The 16802-nt window shown below is 62.3% G+C and carries 23 protein-coding genes; all 23 read left to right on the top strand.

The genetic code is table 11. The features are described from left to right. The first annotated feature begins 8 nt into the window (after positions 1-8). Complete coding sequence (pilM, locus tag E3T38_RS03650) at positions 9-1124, top strand: type IV pilus assembly protein PilM (RefSeq protein ID WP_134546227.1); 1116 nt, start codon at positions 9-11, stop codon at positions 1122-1124. Continuing rightward, positions 1121-1789 carry a hypothetical protein gene (locus E3T38_RS03645; protein WP_134546225.1) on the top strand — a complete coding sequence of 223 codons (669 nt, stop codon included), beginning with the start codon at positions 1121-1123 and terminating at the stop codon, positions 1787-1789. Before pilM ends, E3T38_RS03645 begins: the two co-directional genes overlap by 4 nt. Positions 1790-1791: 2 nt before the next feature. Then, positions 1792-2466 (top strand): hypothetical protein, encoded by a 675-nt coding sequence (locus E3T38_RS16880; RefSeq protein WP_194088090.1) that lies wholly within the window; start codon positions 1792-1794, stop codon positions 2464-2466. A gap of 88 nt (positions 2467-2554) precedes the next feature. Then, positions 2555-3703: a hypothetical protein gene (locus E3T38_RS03630; RefSeq protein ID WP_134546221.1), complete on the top strand. Its 1149-nt coding sequence runs from the start codon at positions 2555-2557 to the stop codon at positions 3701-3703. A 138-nt stretch (positions 3704-3841) separates the two neighbouring features. After that, positions 3842-4333, top strand: coding sequence for a hypothetical protein (locus E3T38_RS03625; RefSeq protein ID WP_134546220.1), 492 nt, complete (start codon positions 3842-3844; stop codon positions 4331-4333). Between the two features lie 62 nt (positions 4334-4395). Next, positions 4396-5112, top strand: a complete 717-nt coding sequence (locus E3T38_RS03620) for a spermidine/putrescine ABC transporter substrate-binding protein (protein WP_134546218.1) — start codon at positions 4396-4398, stop codon at positions 5110-5112. Positions 5113-5550: 438 nt separating this feature from the next. Further along, complete coding sequence (gene rpsL, locus E3T38_RS03615; protein WP_035834602.1) at positions 5551-5925, top strand: 30S ribosomal protein S12; 375 nt, start codon at positions 5551-5553, stop codon at positions 5923-5925. After that, on the top strand, positions 5925-6395 hold the full coding sequence (gene rpsG / locus E3T38_RS03610) for a 30S ribosomal protein S7 (RefSeq protein ID WP_092107221.1): 471 nt from the start codon (positions 5925-5927) through the stop codon (positions 6393-6395). The genes rpsL and rpsG overlap by 1 nt, the downstream gene beginning before the upstream one ends. Before the next feature lie 132 nt (positions 6396-6527). Beyond that, positions 6528-8642 (top strand): elongation factor G, encoded by a 2115-nt coding sequence (gene fusA / locus E3T38_RS03605; protein WP_104200570.1) that lies wholly within the window; start codon positions 6528-6530, stop codon positions 8640-8642. A 133-nt stretch (positions 8643-8775) separates the two neighbouring features. Continuing rightward, positions 8776-9969 carry an elongation factor Tu gene (tuf, locus tag E3T38_RS03600; protein ID WP_104127849.1) on the top strand — a complete coding sequence of 398 codons (1194 nt, stop codon included), beginning with the start codon at positions 8776-8778 and terminating at the stop codon, positions 9967-9969. A gap of 165 nt (positions 9970-10134) precedes the next feature. Then, positions 10135-10584 carry a hypothetical protein gene (locus E3T38_RS03595; RefSeq protein WP_134546216.1) on the top strand — a complete coding sequence of 150 codons (450 nt, stop codon included), beginning with the start codon at positions 10135-10137 and terminating at the stop codon, positions 10582-10584. A gap of 499 nt (positions 10585-11083) precedes the next feature. Continuing rightward, complete coding sequence (gene rpsJ / locus E3T38_RS03590) at positions 11084-11392, top strand: 30S ribosomal protein S10 (RefSeq protein ID WP_035834607.1); 309 nt, start codon at positions 11084-11086, stop codon at positions 11390-11392. An 8-nt stretch (positions 11393-11400) separates the two neighbouring features. Continuing rightward, positions 11401-12060 (top strand): 50S ribosomal protein L3, encoded by a 660-nt coding sequence (gene rplC, locus E3T38_RS03585; protein ID WP_092107229.1) that lies wholly within the window; start codon positions 11401-11403, stop codon positions 12058-12060. Between the two features lie 5 nt (positions 12061-12065). After that, complete coding sequence (rplD, locus tag E3T38_RS03580) at positions 12066-12716, top strand: 50S ribosomal protein L4 (protein WP_092107231.1); 651 nt, start codon at positions 12066-12068, stop codon at positions 12714-12716. Next, the gene (rplW, locus tag E3T38_RS03575) at positions 12716-13018 is read left to right on the top strand and encodes a 50S ribosomal protein L23 (RefSeq protein WP_092107233.1); all 303 of its coding nucleotides are present in this window, start codon (positions 12716-12718) and stop codon (positions 13016-13018) included. Before rplD ends, rplW begins: the two co-directional genes overlap by 1 nt. A 22-nt stretch (positions 13019-13040) precedes the next feature. After that, positions 13041-13880, top strand: coding sequence for a 50S ribosomal protein L2 (rplB, locus tag E3T38_RS03570; protein WP_092339441.1), 840 nt, complete (start codon positions 13041-13043; stop codon positions 13878-13880). 9 nt (positions 13881-13889) lie between these two features. After that, entirely contained in the window at positions 13890-14171 is a 282-nt protein-coding gene (rpsS, locus tag E3T38_RS03565) for a 30S ribosomal protein S19 (RefSeq protein WP_104127852.1), read from the top strand. Between the two features lie 26 nt (positions 14172-14197). Next, on the top strand, positions 14198-14563 hold the full coding sequence (gene rplV / locus E3T38_RS03560) for a 50S ribosomal protein L22 (protein ID WP_035880249.1): 366 nt from the start codon (positions 14198-14200) through the stop codon (positions 14561-14563). Further along, positions 14563-15333 (top strand): 30S ribosomal protein S3, encoded by a 771-nt coding sequence (gene rpsC, locus E3T38_RS03555; protein WP_104127853.1) that lies wholly within the window; start codon positions 14563-14565, stop codon positions 15331-15333. The genes rplV and rpsC overlap by 1 nt, the downstream gene beginning before the upstream one ends. Next, positions 15333-15752, top strand: coding sequence for a 50S ribosomal protein L16 (rplP, locus tag E3T38_RS03550; protein WP_035880247.1), 420 nt, complete (start codon positions 15333-15335; stop codon positions 15750-15752). Before rpsC ends, rplP begins: the two co-directional genes overlap by 1 nt. Next, the gene (gene rpmC / locus E3T38_RS03545) at positions 15752-16096 is read left to right on the top strand and encodes a 50S ribosomal protein L29 (protein WP_134546214.1); all 345 of its coding nucleotides are present in this window, start codon (positions 15752-15754) and stop codon (positions 16094-16096) included. The genes rplP and rpmC overlap by 1 nt, the downstream gene beginning before the upstream one ends. A gap of 2 nt (positions 16097-16098) precedes the next feature. Beyond that, the gene (gene rpsQ, locus E3T38_RS03540) at positions 16099-16398 is read left to right on the top strand and encodes a 30S ribosomal protein S17 (protein ID WP_134546212.1); all 300 of its coding nucleotides are present in this window, start codon (positions 16099-16101) and stop codon (positions 16396-16398) included. Positions 16399-16432: 34 nt separating this feature from the next. Beyond that, the gene (gene rplN, locus E3T38_RS03535; RefSeq protein ID WP_092451145.1) at positions 16433-16801 is read left to right on the top strand and encodes a 50S ribosomal protein L14; all 369 of its coding nucleotides are present in this window, start codon (positions 16433-16435) and stop codon (positions 16799-16801) included. Position 16802: the final 1 nt, after the last annotated feature.

Below are 16802 nucleotides of genomic sequence, written 5' to 3'. Positions count from 1 at the left end.
CACCGCGCGTGTCCTCAAACATCGTAGGAATAGACATCGGTACGGCACACCTGCGTGCCGTCGAGGTGCGCAACCCCGGCAAATCTCGGCCAATAGTGCTGAGCTATCACGAGGTTCCGCTGCCCGTCGGCGCCGTCGTCGGCGGCGAGGTGCTCGAGCCGCATACCGTCGCAGCGGCGCTCAAAACCATGTGGTCGAATGGGGGGTTTCACACCCGCCAGGTCGTGCTCGGCATGGGAAATCAGCGGGTGCTCGCTCGCAACCTGAGCGTGCCCAAAATGTCGCTCGCGCGCATCCGCCAGTCGCTTCCATTCGAGGTCCAGGACCTTCTGCCAGTGCCCGTCGCTGATGCCCTGCTCGACTTCTATCCCATCTCGGAATCCACCACAGAGCACGGCCCCACCGTGAACGGGCTGCTCATTGCGGCGGTCAAGGCAGCGGTCGTCGCCAACGTGAGCGCGGTTCGGCTGGCCGGTCTCACCACGATCGACGTCGACCTGATTCCGTTCGCAATCAGCCGTCTGCTGGTCACCCGCCCTGGCATCGACGGCGTCGTCGCGGTGATCGACCTCGGCGCCTCGACCACGAGCGTGGTCGTCACCCGGCAGGGTGTACCGCAGTTCGTGCGCATCATCCCGACCGGCGGCGACGACGTCACCCAGGCCCTCGCTACCGGCTTGACAACGGATGTCGGCACCGCCGACCTCCTCAAACGGCGCGTCGGCCTACTGGCCCGTGCTGCAGCCGATACCCGACCAGGGTCCTCCCGCGGCGCGGTGCCGTTCGACGGGGTCATCGCTGGCGGATCAGGCCCGATCGACGTGGTCGGCGCCGATATCATCGCGGAGGTCATGAACGATCAGCTCGGCAGTGTGCTCAACACCCTCAACTATTACGCGAACACTCGACCCAGCGATCCGGTGACCGCGATCGTGCTCAGCGGCGGGGGAGCCCAGATGCCGGGGCTGCCGGGGGCCGTGTCGAGACTGACCCGCCTGGGGGTATCCACGGGAGAACCGTTGTCGACGGTGGCGCTGGCATCCGCTATCGATGCGGAGGCGCTGCGCCAAAGCGGTGCCGCCTACACCGTGGCGCTCGGACTCGCGCTCGGGCGTGCAGCATGAAGCGCGCAGCGAAAGATGACGTGCTGGTCATCGGCGGCGACCATCGGCTGAACCTGCTCCCGCCCGAGGTGCGGGCTGAACGTCGCGGCCAGCAGCAACGACGGCGCCTGACCGTCGGTGTCATCGGGGTAGCAGCGGTCGTCGCGTTGCTTGTCGGGGCGGCGAGCGCTCTTTCGTATACGGCCCAGGTGAATCTGGCCAGCGAGCAGGACCGTACCGCAACCCTGCTGACCGATCAGGGTCAATATTTTGCCGTGCGTGCACTGCAGAATCAGGTCACGCTCACCGAGGCAGCGCAGAGGGTTGGAGCCTCCACCGAGATCGACTGGAAGACCTACCTTGATGCCGTGCAGAACACCCTGCCGCGCAGCGTGGCGATCACCACCGTGCAGGTTGACTCGGCCACACCGCTGGTCGCCTATACCCAGGCGACCGCTCCGTTGCAGGGCTCACGAGTCGCGACGGTATCGTTCACCGCCACGAGCACCGTACTGCCGGACATCCCGGCCTGGCTCAGCGCCCTCGCCACCCTCGACGGGTTCGCCGACGCCTTGCCCGGATCGGTCACCCTCGAGCAGACCACGGGTATCTACACGGTCACCATCACCATGCACGTCAACGACTCCGCGTTCGTGCGTCGTTTCGACCCGACCGAAAAGAATTAGCTATGGACAGCAACAAACTCTGGCTCATCGGCTCCGTGCTGGTGACGAGCGTTATCGTCGTTCTCGGCGTCGTGCTGGGGATTCAGCCACAGCTGGCGAGTATGAATTCCGCGAACGCAAGCCGCACCGTCGTGCAGGCGACGAATGCCGAGCACGTCGCGCTGCTCGCGCGCCTCAAGCATGACTTCAAGAACCTCAACGTGCTTACCGCGACCGCAGAGGCGCTCGCCGAATCGGTACCGAGCGGCTCGGCCATGCCGGCTTTGGTTGACCAACTCGACGCCCAGGCCCTGGCCACCGGCCTCACCCTGACCGGGATGACGGTGACCGAGGCGGTAGCGTACGCGCCGGTCGCGCCGGTCGCGCCGGTCGCGCCGGTCGCGCCGGTCGCGCCGGTGGTGACCGAAGCTCCAGCAATCGTTCCGGCCGTTACTACGGCCACCAGTGCCACTGAGATCAACAACACCAACTTCGCCGCCTTCCCACTGCAGGTCACTGTCACGGGCAGCTATGACCAGGTGCTCGATTTCGTCTCGCGTCTGCAATCCGGGAGTCGGCTATTTCTCGTCGACGGCCTGAACACCGCCGCGGCGCCCGAACTTCCGGGCACGGTGAACGCGACGATATCGGGACTGGTGTATTCGCTCGTGACGCCCGTGGCGGCAACGGCGGGATAATACGGCCGCCGCGCCGAGTCTCCGTGGCATTTGCTGTGCCCTTGGTACAGTAGGAGTCAATCACGGCGAAGGCCACGAGGAGTTCAGCATGAGCGACAATACGCCAACCGACGGCAAGAAGAACCCGGAAACGGATGCTGCCGCAGCGCCTGATCTGACCGTGTCAGAGCAGGTTCCCACCGACCAGGACGGTGCCCCAGAGCACGCCGCGGTGGTGGTCGAAGCGGAGTCGGCCTCGGCGGAATCTTCGGTTGGGCAGGAACCCGAGCAGGAACCCATCGTCATCGACTATGACGCCATCAACGCCAACCTGAGTGCGGCCGAGCGCGCCGACGCGGTATCCGCTTCGGCCGCAGCCCGCAACCTGGCGCCCATGTCGACGGCCACTCCGGTCGCATCGACAGATGCCGCGGCACCGAGCCTCACCGACGACTACGCCGACTCCTATACGCCCGCCGCAACGGTTCCCGTCACGAGTGCCGCCGTTGACTCCGAGCCGACGTCGCCGGTTGTGCCGGTTGCGCTCGTCGTGGGAACCGCCGCCGCGGAGCCCCTGATCGACGCCACTCCGATCGACGCCACTCCGATCGACTACACCGTGGTCGATGCTCCGCTCGACGCGCCGGTCGCGTTCGCGCCGTCGTACACGCCTCCGGCCCAGTCGCCGATCTACGTGCAGGCGCCGACCAAGCCGAAAAACCGCAGCAACCGCGGCGGCGGCATTCTGATCGCCCTTCTCGCCACAGTCGTGTTCGCCCTGCTGTACGCCGTCGCGGCATTCATCATTATCGGGATGACCAGCACGACCATGGCCGTGACGTTGAGCAGCTTCATGCTCTTCGCCTCCTTGCCGATCTCGTATGTGCCGGTTGTGTTCTTCTTCCTCGCTTTCACCGGGCTGATCTCCCTGGTCAATCGGGGCGGCTGGTGGGCCTATGTGCTCTTCGGCTTTGTCGTTGCCGTGATCGTGTACTTCTCGTTCATCGGTGCCGCGCTCCTCGGACTCATGCTCGACGGCACGTCCGACGGGCTCAGCCAGGCCGACGTCAGCCGCTTCGTTGCGTCGCTGTGGCTGAACCCCTACGCCATCGCTGCCGCGATCATCGCCCGCGAGGTGCCAATTTGGGCCGGAGCCTGGATCGCCCGCCGCGGACGCCGCGTCACCGCCAAGAACCTCGAGGCCCGCACCGAGTACGAGCGCCTCCTCGCCGACGGCCCGCACGTCACCCGCCCCTGACCCGAGGCCCGCGCCCCCCTCTTGCGACGGGGCCTGGGCCCCGAACGCGGGCCCATGCTCTAACCTGGGCCCGGGGACGGGGCCGGGGCCCCGTCCTCAATAGCGGCGCGTTGCACCCGACGGGCCTACGCTGGAGCCATGCGGGAATACCGAAAGTACGCAATCACCATGGCGGCCTTTTCGGCCGCGCTCTACGCCGCGTTCATCGTTGCAGCGTTCGGCGTACTGAGCCTGCTGCTCAATCGCGATGTCATCAACGAAGCGGATGCCGGTGCCCTCCTCGGCCCCATCATGGTCACCATCGCGGTCCTTGCTCTGGTCTGGGTCATCCTCAGTGCCGTGTTGCGGTCCCCAGAGCGACTGACGCAAATTCCCCCGCTGCCGATCTTCGTCTCAGGCGTCGCGGCCTATCTCGGCTACTGCATCTCCGGGGGAGTCGTCTACAGCCTCGGCGCCGGCGAACTCTTTCGCTCGGTCACCTTCATCGGCGCAGAGATGACGAGCCCGTTCGCCATCGCCATCGCCGTGAGCGGATGGCTCATCGCCTTTCTGTTCTTTCTCGTACTCCTCGCTAAGCCTGCAGGGTCCGGTGCCCCCAAGTGGCCCTGGGAGAAAAACGACAATAACTAGCCCGCGACGACGGTGCAATGTTGGCATCTCGCGCATGACGCGTTACGGGTACCCTATTCAGTATGGATAGGTCCATCGAGTCGCGTGTCAACCACGAGGTTGAGAACTGGCTGCGTTGGATCACCCGGTGGCGCCCCGCGACACACCGCGGTCGGGCGCGCCTCTGCCGTCAGTGCTTCGGATCGCCGATCATCGCCTCCGCTGGACTCGCGGTCGACGTACCCCACGTCGTGCAGCACGCCCTGTCGATGCGGATGAAGATCGTGATCGACGCTTCCGTCGACGAATACACCGAACTCAACCTGCCCCGGCTCGCGCACGAGCTCAACCTGAGTGAGCGCCGCGAATCGGCCCAGGCCTACCGGCCCGCCGAGGGCCTGGACCCGGAATTTCGCGGCCTGGACCTCGACCCGCAACCGGCAGCGGATGCCCCCTATCTCTTCACCTTCACCGAGCTCGCCGACCAGCACCTCCCCGCCGGGCAATCACCGCCCCCACCTGTCGCCGAATCCGACAGCGCCGAGCACGAGCACAGTGTTCCCGCGCCCTCTGACCCCCTGCCGCCGCTCACCCCCGCAGAAAAACGAGCGCTCAAAGCGGAGATGCAGCTTGCCGACGAATTCGCGACCCGGGTAGGCCTGCGGGTCTGCGCCCAACTCGCCCAGCAGAGGCCCCGTCTGCTCACCGCGATCGCGCAATTCGTCGAGCCCCAGGTGCAGGCTCTGCTCGTCGACCTCGGGAGCACGCTTGATTCTCCGCTTTGGCCGCGCAATCCCTAGCCGAGCTGTGGCATCCGCTTCCTCAACGACCGGGCCCACCTTATGAACACGGGCCCAGTTTATATACTGGGCCCGTGGACGGGGCCCGGGCCCCGTCCACATAAGCGATATGAAAATGGGCGCCAGACGGGATCGAGACGGGGCGCAACCCATTTGACCGGCGTGGCTGCGCCGGGCTAGAATTGCGAGGTGTGCGCTTGTCGTGCGCCTGAATTATGCCCTCACGATGTTCGCATCGAGGAAGCACCAGGTCGGGGCAAGATTCCACACATGCAGGGTTCGCTCTTCGAGCAAGCCCCCACGGCATACCCACCAAAACACGCGCGAGCAATCGTGTGGGTTCAAGCGGGTCCAGATGAACTCGACCAATTCGAAAGAAGAGGTCGAATGCTAACCATCACAAAGCTGTCACCGTGCAGCAATAACAAGGAGTAATTAGTGCCCACCATTCAGCAGTTGGTCAGGAAGGGCCGTAGCCCCAAGGTCACCAAGACCAAGGCTCCCGCCCTGAAATCCAACCCGCAGCAGCGCGGCGTTTGCACGCGCGTGTACACGACCACCCCGAAGAAGCCCAACTCGGCTCTGCGCAAGGTCGCCCGTGTCAAGCTTTCCAACGGCACCGAGGTCACCGCCTACATTCCCGGCGAGGGCCACAACCTGCAGGAGCACTCCATGGTGCTCGTGCGTGGAGGCCGTGTTAAGGACCTCCCCGGTGTGCGTTACAAAATCATTCGCGGCGCACTGGACACCCAGGCCGTCAAGAACCGTAAGCAGGCTCGCAGCCGTTACGGCGCAAAGATGGAGAAGAAGTAATGCCCCGTAAAGGACCCGCTCCCAAGCGCCCTGTCATTGCCGACCCGGTTTACGGTGCACCCATCGTCAGCCAGCTCGTCAACAAGATCCTTCTCGATGGCAAAAAGGGCCTCGCCGAGCGCATCGTCTACGATGCCCTCGCCGGTGTCTCCGCCAAGAACGAGCTGGATGCCGTTGTCACGCTGAAGAAGGCACTCGACAACGTTCGTCCGACCCTCGAGGTGCGTTCGCGCCGCGTCGGTGGTTCCACGTACCAGGTTCCGGTTGAGGTCAAGCCGCACCGCGCCAACACACTGGCCCTTCGCTGGTTGACCAGCTACGCCAAGGCGCGTCGCGAGAAGACCATGACCGAGCGCCTCACCAACGAGATCCTCGACGCGAGCAACGGCCTCGGTGCCGCTGTCAAGCGTCGTGAAGACACTCACAAAATGGCTGAAGCGAACAAGGCCTTCGCTCACTACCGCTGGTAGTTCGGCTCTCGAGCATTCCTGATCATCGGTTCAGGCGCGTTCCGGCTTGCGTCGGCACGCGCCTGACCGCTGAAAAAGCGGATGCTCACGGCCTCGTTCCGCATTCCCACCCCTACCCGCTGGAGGACCCCCGTGGCACTTGACGTGCTCACCGACCTGAGTAAGGTCCGCAACATCGGCATCATGGCTCACATTGATGCTGGCAAGACCACCACAACTGAGCGCATCCTGTTCTACACGGGTGTCAACCACAAGATCGGCGAGACCCACGACGGCGCCTCGACGATGGACTGGATGGCGCAGGAGCAGGAACGTGGCATCACGATCACCTCCGCTGCGACGACGTGTTTCTGGGACAACAACCAGATCAACATCATCGACACCCCCGGACACGTGGACTTCACCGTGGAGGTGGAGCGTTCGCTCCGCGTTCTCGACGGTGCCGTTGCCGTGTTCGACGGCAAGGAGGGCGTTGAGCCCCAGTCCGAAACCGTGTGGCGTCAGGCCGACAAGTACGACGTGCCGCGCATCTGCTTCGTCAACAAGATGGACAAGCTCGGCGCCGACTTCTACTTCACGGTCGACACCATCATCAAGCGCCTCGGCGCGAAGCCGCTGGTCATCCAGCTGCCGATCGGTGCAGAGTCTGAGTTCGAGGGTGTCGTTGACCTCGTTCAGATGCGTGCGCTGACCTGGCGTGGCGACTCCAAGGGTGACGTGGAGATGGGCTCGAAGTACGCCATCGAAGAGATCCCCGCCGACCTCGTGGAGAAGGCTGCCGAGTACCGCAAGCTTCTGCTCGAGACCGTCGCCGAAACCGACGACGACCTCATGGAGCGTTACTTCGCCGGCGAAGAGCCGACGGTTGCCGAGATCAAGGGCGCCATCCGTAAGCTCACGATCAACAGTGAGATCTACCCGGTTCTCTGTGGTTCTGCGTTCAAGAACCGCGGCGTTCAGCCGATGCTCGACGCTGTCGTTGACTACCTCCCCACCCCGCTCGACGTGGCCGCCATTGAGGCCCACGACGTTCGCGACGAGGAGAAGGTCATCATGCGTCACCCGGATGCCGAGGAGCCGTTCACTGCTCTCGCATTCAAGGTTGCGGTGCACCCGTTCTTCGGTCGCCTCACCTACGTGCGCGTGTACTCGGGCCGTCTCGACTCCGGAGCCCAGGTCATCAACTCGACCAAGGGCAAGAAGGAGCGCATCGGCAAGATCTTCCAGATGCACGCCAACAAGGAGAACCCGGTCGGTTTCGTTACCGCCGGTCACATCTACGCGGTCATCGGCCTCAAGGACACCACCACGGGCGATACCCTGTGCGACCCGAACCAGCAGGTCGTACTCGAGTCCATGACTTTCCCTGACCCGGTCATCGAGGTCGCTATCGAGCCCAAGACCAAGCAGGACCAGGAAAAGCTGGGCCTTGCTATTCAGAAGCTCGCTGAAGAAGACCCCACCTTCCGTACCGAACAGAACCAGGAAACTGGCCAGACGGTAATCAAGGGAATGGGTGAACTTCACCTGGATATCCTCGTCGACCGCATGAAGCGTGAATTCAACGTTGAGGCGAACGTCGGCAAGCCCCAGGTGGCGTACCGCGAGACGATCCGCAAGTCCGTTGAGCGTCACGACTACACGCACAAGAAGCAGACCGGTGGATCCGGCCAGTTCGCGAAGATTCAGATCGCGATCGAGCCGATGGAAATCACTGCTGAGAAGTCGTATGAGTTCCTCAACAAGGTCACTGGTGGCCGTATCCCGCGTGAGTACATCCCTTCGGTGGATGCTGGAATCCAGGATGCGCTCCGCGTAGGCATCCTGGCCGGCTACCCGATGGTGGGGGTTCGAGCCAGCCTGCTTGACGGCGCTGCGCACGACGTTGACTCCTCGGAGATGGCCTTCAAGATTGCCGGCTCGATGGGCTTCAAGGAAGCCGTTCGTAAGGCGAACCCCGTTCTGCTCGAGCCGCTGATGGCCGTCGAAGTTCGTACCCCTGAGGAATACATGGGTGACGTAATCGGAGACCTCAACTCGCGTCGTGGGCAGATCCAGACCATGGAGGATGCGCAGGGCGTGAAGGTAATTCGCGCTCACGTTCCACTGTCGGAGATGTTCGGTTACATCGGTGACCTGCGGTCGAAGACCTCAGGCCGTGCGGTGTACTCGATGACGTTCGAGAGCTATGCGGAGGTCCCGAAGGCAGTTGCCGACGAGATCATCAACAAGAACAAGGGCGAATAGCCCTAAGGTGGCCTTCGGGCCTGAATCGCTTAGGCCACCTGGCCCGAGTAATATAAATAGACACATCCAGCGCATACCGGCCGCTCATAACGGCGGCCGTGAATTTGCACGCGAGTCCTGAGGAGGACCCACAGTGGCCAAGGCCAAGTTCGAGCGGACAAAGCCGCACGTAAACATCGGAACGATCGGTCACGTTGACCACGGAAAGACCACGCTGACTGCAGCGATCTCCAAGGTTCTTGCCGATAAGTTCCCGTCCAAGATCAACGTTCAGCGCGACTTCGCGTCGATTGACTCGGCTCCGGAAGAACGCCAGCGCGGCATCACGATCAACATTTCACATGTTGAGTACGAGACCGACAAGCGTCACTATGCGCACGTCGATGCTCCGGGCCACGCTGACTACATCAAGAACATGATCACCGGTGCTGCTCAGATGGACGGTGCAATCCTCGTGGTTGCCGCTACTGACGGCCCGATGGCTCAGACCCGTGAGCACGTTCTTCTCGCCAAGCAGGTCGGCGTTCCGACCCTGCTCGTCGCGCTGAACAAGGCCGACATGGTTGACGACGAAGAGATCATGGAGCTCGTCGAGCTCGAAGTTCGTGAGCTGCTTTCGAGCCAGGGCTTCGATGGCGACAACGCCCCCGTCGTTCCGGTTTCCGCACTCAAGGCGCTCGAGGGCGACGAGAAGTGGACCGCCAACATCCTGACTCTGATGCAGGCCGTTGACGACTTCATTCCCGACCCGATCCGCGACAAGGACAAGCCGTTCTTGATGCCGATCGAGGACGTCTTCACGATCACCGGTCGTGGCACCGTTGTAACGGGCCGCGCCGAGCGTGGAACCCTCAAGATCAACTCCGAGATCGAGATCGTCGGCATCCGCCCGACGCAGAAGACCACGGTTACCGGTATTGAGATGTTCCACAAGCAGCTCGACGAGGCTTGGGCCGGCGAGAACTGTGGACTTCTTCTTCGTGGCACCAAGCGCGAAGACGTTGAGCGCGGCCAGGTCGTCGTCAAGCCGGGTTCGGTTACGCCGCACACCGACTTCGAGGGCACCGCGTATATCCTCAGCAAGAACGAGGGTGGCCGTCACAACCCGTTCTACGCGAACTACCGCCCGCAGTTCTACTTCCGCACCACGGACGTCACCGGCGTCATCACGCTGCCTGAGGGCACCGAGATGGTCATGCCTGGCGACACCACCGACCTGACTGTCGCGCTGATTCAGCCGATCGCCATGGAAGAGGGCCTCGGCTTCGCTATCCGTGAAGGTGGCCGCACCGTCGGCGCCGGCACGGTGACCAAGATCATCAAGTAGTCACTTTCTACTGATCTCCTGAAAAGGGGTCGGGCCTTCGGGCCTGGCCCCTTTTTTCGTACCCGGCCTCCCTAACTTCTTGCTGCAGCCGCCATTGATTCCAGAGCATGACTTCAGATGTGGTCGTCCGCGGCGAGAATGGCCTTATCCGGTTATGGTCTCCGCATGCAGATATCGAAACTGGAAATGCGCATCCTGATGGGGATTGCCGTTGTCGTGATCGCCATCCTGGCCGTGGTGATCGTGCCACGCCTGATCGGGTCTGCTCCCGTCACCGAATCCACGATCGCCCAGGTGACGCCGACTCCCACTCCGTCACCTATCGACACGCCAACCCCAACGCCCACGCCTACCGCTCAGTCTGAACAGCAGATTCTCGACAGCATCGTGACCAGTACCGTCAGTGTCTACAGCGTGTTGGTCTGCGACAGCCTCACGCAGTATGCCGCCCTGTCGATTCCCGAGATCATCAGCAAGGTGCTTGCCGAGTACCCAACGACCGGCTTGTCTGAGAAATCCCGACAAATCATGGCCCAGCGCGTTCTTACCGACTCCACCGCGAAGAGTTGCCCCGACCAGAGCGCGCGCGTCGCCTCCGGCATCGCAGCGGGGTAGTCGCTGGAGTTGCGGCAAAGTCGATGCCCACGTTCGGCTGCACGCGGGTATTTGTCGGCATAGCGGGCGACGCGCACGGGCCGCCGAGAAGCGTGCGACACGCCCGGGTTGCATGAAGTGGCAATTGTGTGGCAGACTCTTCTAGTTCAACACTTTCGGTGTGCGCTACGCGTCGCCGGAATCACTGCCAGGCAGTGCATAGTCGCGTCACGCTCTTTCGAAAAACACATCGTCGGATGAGCGCAGATTGCAGGCTAGGCCGCAGGGAGCAGAGCGCAGCACAAATCAACGATCTGGTCGGCGTGGGTAAAACCGTGCCGTCCCCCGGGTTCTGCTTCTGGGAGTCGACGTTGACGATGAGCGTCGTTTATTCGTACGCGATTCGAAATTGACATATGAACAGTGGTGCTAATGGCAGCAGTGCTACTACGGCGTCCAATGCAACCTCGGCAAATCGTGCCGTTGTCTGTAAGACGCCTCGACAGAGAGAGAGTTCGACATGGCGGGACAGAAGATCCGCATTCGACTTAAGTCGTATGACCACGAGGTCATCGACATTTCGGCGCGCAAGATCGTCGACACAGTGACCCGTGCGGGCGCTACAGTCGTCGGCCCGGTGCCGCTTCCGACCGAGAAGAACGTGGTGTGTGTCATCCGTTCACCTCACAAGTACAAGGACAGCCGGGAGCACTTTGAAATGCGCACCCACAAGCGCCTGATCGACATCATTGACCCGACCCCGAAGGCTGTTGATTCGCTCATGCGCCTCGACCTTCCGGCCGACGTCAACATCGAGATCAAGCTCTAGGGCCCGCGATGTCTTACTCCGATACCAAGACCACCAAGGGTCTCCTCGGCAAAAAGCTCGGCATGACCCAGGTGTGGGACGAGAACAACAAGCTTGTTCCCGTTACCGTCATCGAGATCGCGCCGAACGTTGTCACGCAGATTCGCACCAAGGCAGTGGACGGCTATAACGGCGTTCAGATCGCCGCTGGCCCGATCGACCCGCGCAAGGTCAACAAGCCTCTCGCCGGTCACTTCGACAAGGCCGGCGTCACGCCGCGTCGCCACATCACCGAGCTCCGCACCGCGGACGCCGCTGACTACAACCTGGGCCAGGAACTCACCGTTGACGGTGTCTTTGCTGCCGGCACCAAGGTTGACGTCATGGGCACCAGCAAGGGTAAGGGTTTCGCCGGTGTTATGAAGCGTCACAACTTCAAGGGTGTCTCCTCCTCTCACGGTTCGCACCGTAACCACCGCAAGCCCGGTTCCATCGGCGCTTCCTCGACCCCGAGCCGTGTCTTCAAGGGCATGCGCATGGCCGGTCGTATGGGTGGCGAGCGCGTAACCGTGCTGAACCTCAAGGTGCACGCTATCGACGCCGACAAGGGCCTCATGCTCGTCAAGGGTGCCGTTCCCGGTGCTCGTGGCCGCCTCGTATTCGTTCGCAACGCAGTGAAGGGAGCCTAGTCACTATGGCTACAGCACTCGACATCATTGACGCCAAGGGCAAGAAGGCAGGCTCTGCTGAGCTTCCCGACGAGCTCTTCGACGTTCCAGCCAACATTCCGCTGATCCACCAGGTCGTTGTTGCGCAGCTTGCTGCCGCACGCCAGGGAACGAGCAAGGTCAAGCGCCGTGGAGAAGTTTCCGGTGCCGGCCGTAAGCCGTTCAAGCAGAAAGGAACCGGTCGCGCCCGTCAGGGCTCGATCCGTGCTCCTCAGATGACCGGTGGTGGAATCGTCCACGGACCGACCCCGCGCAGCTACGACCAGCGCACCCCGAAAAAGATGATCGCCGCAGCCCTCAAGGGTGCACTGAGCGACCGCGCCCGCGGTGGCCGCCTGCACATCGTCGAGGCACTGTTCACGGCGGAGACCCCCAACACCAAGGTTGCCCTGGAGCTGCTCACGCAGATTGCCACGAGCAAGCACGTGCTGGTTGTTCTCGAGCGTACCGACGAGACCACGTTGCGAAGCATTCGCAACATCCCGACGGTGCACATCCTCTCGTGGGATCAGCTCAACGCCTATGACGTGCTCGTCAGCGACGACATCGTCTTCACCACTGGCGCGTTCAACGCGTTCGTGGAGAGCAAGACCAAGAAGGAAGAGGTGGCCGCATAATGACTATCGCGACCAACAAGGACCCCCGCGACATCATCATCTCTCCGGTTGTCTCTGAGAAGAGCTACGGCCTGATTGACGAGGGTAAGTACACCTTCATCGTTGACCCCCGTTCGAACAAGACGGAGATCAAGCTCGCGATCGAAAAGATCTTCAAGGTGCAGGTCGCTTCGATCAACACCCTGAACCGCGTGGGCAAGACTCGCCGTACCAAGTTCGGCATGGGCAAGCGCAAGGACACCAAGCGTGCCATTGTCACGCTCAAGTCTGGCTCCATCGACATCTTCACGGCCGTCGGCTAAGCGACAGGCAGAGGGATAACTAATGGCTATTCGTAAGTACAAGCCCACGACCCCGGGTCGACGCGGTTCATCCGTTGCCGACTTCGCGGAAATCACGCGTTCCACCCCGGAGAAGTCGCTTCTGCGTCCGCTCTCCAAGACCGGTGGACGTAACAACCAGGGCCGCATCACGACCCGTCACATCGGTGGTGGCCACAAGCGCCAGTACCGCGTGATCGACTTCAAGCGCAACGACAAGGACGGCGTCAACGCCCGCGTCGCTGAAATTGAATACGACCCGAACCGCACGGCGCGCATTGCGCTCCTGCACTTCATCGACGGCACGAAGCGTTACATCATCGCGCCGAACAAGCTCAGCCAGGGCGACATCATCGAGTCGGGAGCCGGGGCTGACATCAAGCCCGGCAACAACCTGCCGTTGAAGAACATCCCCACCGGTACCATCATTCACGCGATCGAGCTGCGTCCGGGTGGTGGCGCCAAGATGGCCCGCTCCGCCGGTTCGTCGGTTCGTCTCGTCGCGAAGGAGGGCGTCTACGCCCAGCTTCGTCTGCCGTCTGGTGAAATCCGCAATGTGGATGCTCGCTGCCGCGCGACGATCGGCGAGGTCGGCAACGCCGAGCAGTCGAACATCAACTGGGGCAAGGCCGGACGTATGCGCTGGAAAGGCGTTCGCCCGACCGTTCGTGGTGTTGCCATGAACCCGGTCGATCACCCGCACGGTGGTGGTGAGGGTAAGACGTCCGGTGGACGTCACCCCGTCAGCCCCTGGGGCCAGAAGGAAGGGCGCACCCGCCACCCGAATAAGGAAAGCGACAAGCTCATTGTTCGTCGCCGTACCGTCGGCAAGAAGCGTAAGTAGGAGTAGACGATGCCAAGAAGTCTTAAGAAAGGCCCCTTCGTTGACGACCACCTGCTTCGCAAGGTGTTCACGGCGAACGAAGCCAAGAGCAAGAACGTAATCAAGACCTGGTCGCGCCGCTCGATGATCATCCCCGACATGCTCGGACACACCATCGCAGTGCACGACGGACGCAAGCACATCCCGGTGTTCGTCACCGAGAGCATGGTCGGTCACAAGCTCGGTGAGTTTGCACCTACCCGCACCTTCCGTGGACACGTGAAGGACGACAAGAAGGGCCGTCGCCGCTAACGCGGTGACGTGAAGGAGGAGAAGAAATGGTGGAGTCGATCGCACGCGTGCGTCACATCCGCGTTACCCCCCAGAAGGCTCGTCGCGTTGTCAACATGATCCGCGGCAAGCAGGCGCACGAAGCGCTGGGAATTCTGAAGTTCGCGCCCCAGGGCGCGAGCGATCCGGTGTACAAGCTGGTGGCCTCGGCCATTGCCAACGCCCGGGTCAAGGCAGATGCAGCGAACACGTATCTGGACGAGCAGGACCTGTTCATCAGCCGGGCATTCGTTGACGAGGGTACGACCCTCAAGCGTTTCCAGGCTCGTGCCCAGGGTCGCGCATTCGAAATCAAGAAGCGCACCAGCCACATCACGGTTGTGCTCACCACTCCTGAGGAGGGTACGAAGTAATGGGTCAGAAAGTAAACCCCTATGGCTTCCGTCTGGGAATCACCACCGATCACGTATCGCGTTGGTTCTCTGACTCGACCAAGCCGGGTCAGCGTTACGCTGACTTTGTTGCAGAAGACGTCAAGATTCGTCGCCTGCTGAGCACCAGCCTTGACCGTGCCGGCGTCAGCCGCATCGAGATCGAGCGCACTCGTGACCGTGTTCGCGTTGACATTCACACCGCCCGTCCGGGCATTGTGATCGGTCGCCGCGGCGCGGAGGCCGAGCGCATCCGCTCAGACCTTGAGAAGCTCACCGCCAAGCAGATCCAGCTGAACATCCTCGAGGTCAAGAACCCCGAGCAGGATGCCCAGCTCGTCGCGCAGGGTATTGCCGAGCAGCTTTCCGCACGTGTGGCCTTCCGCCGCGCGATGCGTAAGGGCCTGCAGGGTGCACAGCGCGCCGGCGCCAAGGGTGTTCGCATCCAGGTGTCTGGCCGTCTGGGTGGCGCCGAGATGAGCCGCAGCGAGTTCTACCGCGAAGGTCGTGTGCCCCTGCACACCCTGCGCGCGAACATCGACTACGGCTTCTACGAAGCCAAGACCACCTTCGGCCGTATCGGCGTGAAGGTCTGGATCTACAAGGGCGACATCACCAACAAGGAACTCGCTCGCGAGCAGGCCAACGCTAAGTCGTCCCGCCCCGAGCGTCGTGACGATCGACCGCGTCGTGCACCTCGTGCAGATGCGCCGGCAGCGGCTCCCGTCGCAGCGGTCGCGGAGGCTAAATAATGTTGATTCCACGTAGGGTCAAGCACCGTAAGCAGCACCACCCGGGTCGCACCGGCCACGCTACCGGTGGCACCACGGTGTCCTTCGGTGAGTACGGCATCCAGGCGCTCACCCCCGCCTATGTGACCAACCGTCAGATCGAGTCCGCTCGTATCGCCATGACGCGTCACATCAAGCGTGGCGGGAAGGTGTGGATCAACATCTACCCCGACCGTCCGTTGACCAAGAAGCCGGCCGAAACCCGCATGGGTTCCGGTAAGGGTTCGGTCGAGTGGTGGGTTGCCAACGTCAAGCCGGGTCGCGTTCTGTTCGAGCTCAGCGGTGTCACTGACGCCGTTGCGAAAGAGGCGCTGACCCGTGCAATTCACAAGCTGCCCCTCAAGGCACGCATCATCAAGCGCGAGGAGGGCGACGCATAATGGCGATCGGCACCAAGGAGCTCGCCCCAGTCGAGCTCGATACTTTTGACAATGAAAAGCTGTTCGAAGAGCTGAAAAAGGCCAAGGAAGAGCTGTTCAACCTGCGCTTCCAGTCGGCTACCGGTCAGCTTGAGAGCCACGGCCGCCTCCGCGCGGTCAAGCGCGACATCGCTCGCATCTACACGGTTCTCCGTGAGCGCGAGCTGGGCATTCGTGCCACGCCCATCGCAGCCCCGGCTCCGGCCAAGGCTGAGAAGGCTGAGAAGAAGACCAAGAAGGCCAAGGCAGTAGTGGAGTCCACCGATGACGCTGCAGCCGAGGCCGTCGAGACGAAGGAGGCCTAGTCATGGCGAAGACTGACGAAACGGTCGTCGCAGGCGAAGCCAACGAGCTCGTACGCGGTTACCGCAAGACGCTGCGTGGTTACGTGACCAGCGACAAGATGAACAAAACCATCATTGTCGTGGTCGAAGACCGCGTGAAGCACCCGTTGTACGGCAAGGTTATCCGCCGTACATCCAAGCTGAAGGCGCACGACGAGGCGAACTCCGCCGGCATCGGCGACCTGGTCCTGATCAGCGAGACCCGTCCGCTTAGCGCTTCCAAGCGCTGGCGCCTGGTCGAGATTCTTGAGAAGGCCAAGTAAGCCTCGCGCTTACTTGACGTAAAGGAGTTATAAAGTGCTTCAGCAAGAATCACGAGTCAGGGTTGCCGACAACAGCGGCGCCAAGGAACTTTTGACCATCCGCGTTCTCGGTGGCTCCGGCCGTCGCTACGCAGGCCTGGGCGACGTCATCGTCGCCACGGTCAAGGATGCAATCCCGGGCGGCAACGTCAAGAAGGGTGACATCGTCAAAGCTGTCATCGTTCGTACCAAGAAGGAGACTCGTCGTCCAGACGGCTCCTACATCAAGTTCGATGAGAACGCTGCAGTGATCTTGAAGGCAGACGGTGACCCCCGCGGCACCCGAATCTTCGGACCGGTCGGTCGCGAGCTTCGCGACAAGAAGTTCATGAAGATCATCTCGCTGGCACCGGAGGTTATTTAAT

Origin of the sequence: Cryobacterium sp. Hb1, assembly GCF_004403585.1 — a bacterium.
Taxonomy (GTDB): domain Bacteria; phylum Actinomycetota; class Actinomycetes; order Actinomycetales; family Microbacteriaceae; genus Cryobacterium; species Cryobacterium lyxosi.
This window is presented reverse-complemented; position numbering and strand designations above follow the sequence as displayed.

Coding starts and splice junctions, on each gene's coding strand:
- rpsS (WP_104127852.1), top strand. CDS start 13,890: ATGCCAAGAAGTCTTAAGAAAGGCCCCTTCGTTGACGACCACCTGCTT.
- rpmC (WP_134546214.1), top strand. CDS start 15,752: ATGGCGATCGGCACCAAGGAGCTCGCCCCAGTCGAGCTCGATACTTTT.
- E3T38_RS03625 (WP_134546220.1), top strand. CDS start 3,842: ATGCGGGAATACCGAAAGTACGCAATCACCATGGCGGCCTTTTCGGCC.
- rpsQ (WP_134546212.1), top strand. CDS start 16,099: ATGGCGAAGACTGACGAAACGGTCGTCGCAGGCGAAGCCAACGAGCTC.
- rplD (WP_092107231.1), top strand. CDS start 12,066: ATGGCTACAGCACTCGACATCATTGACGCCAAGGGCAAGAAGGCAGGC.
- rpsG (WP_092107221.1), top strand. CDS start 5,925: ATGCCCCGTAAAGGACCCGCTCCCAAGCGCCCTGTCATTGCCGACCCG.
- E3T38_RS03645 (WP_134546225.1), top strand. CDS start 1,121: ATGAAGCGCGCAGCGAAAGATGACGTGCTGGTCATCGGCGGCGACCAT.
- rpsC (WP_104127853.1), top strand. CDS start 14,563: ATGGGTCAGAAAGTAAACCCCTATGGCTTCCGTCTGGGAATCACCACC.
- E3T38_RS03630 (WP_134546221.1), top strand. CDS start 2,555: ATGAGCGACAATACGCCAACCGACGGCAAGAAGAACCCGGAAACGGAT.
- rplC (WP_092107229.1), top strand. CDS start 11,401: ATGTCTTACTCCGATACCAAGACCACCAAGGGTCTCCTCGGCAAAAAG.
- E3T38_RS03595 (WP_134546216.1), top strand. CDS start 10,135: ATGCAGATATCGAAACTGGAAATGCGCATCCTGATGGGGATTGCCGTT.
- rplW (WP_092107233.1), top strand. CDS start 12,716: ATGACTATCGCGACCAACAAGGACCCCCGCGACATCATCATCTCTCCG.
- rpsJ (WP_035834607.1), top strand. CDS start 11,084: ATGGCGGGACAGAAGATCCGCATTCGACTTAAGTCGTATGACCACGAG.
- rplP (WP_035880247.1), top strand. CDS start 15,333: ATGTTGATTCCACGTAGGGTCAAGCACCGTAAGCAGCACCACCCGGGT.
- rplB (WP_092339441.1), top strand. CDS start 13,041: ATGGCTATTCGTAAGTACAAGCCCACGACCCCGGGTCGACGCGGTTCA.
- rplV (WP_035880249.1), top strand. CDS start 14,198: ATGGTGGAGTCGATCGCACGCGTGCGTCACATCCGCGTTACCCCCCAG.
- E3T38_RS16880 (WP_194088090.1), top strand. CDS start 1,792: ATGGACAGCAACAAACTCTGGCTCATCGGCTCCGTGCTGGTGACGAGC.
- E3T38_RS03620 (WP_134546218.1), top strand. CDS start 4,396: ATGGATAGGTCCATCGAGTCGCGTGTCAACCACGAGGTTGAGAACTGG.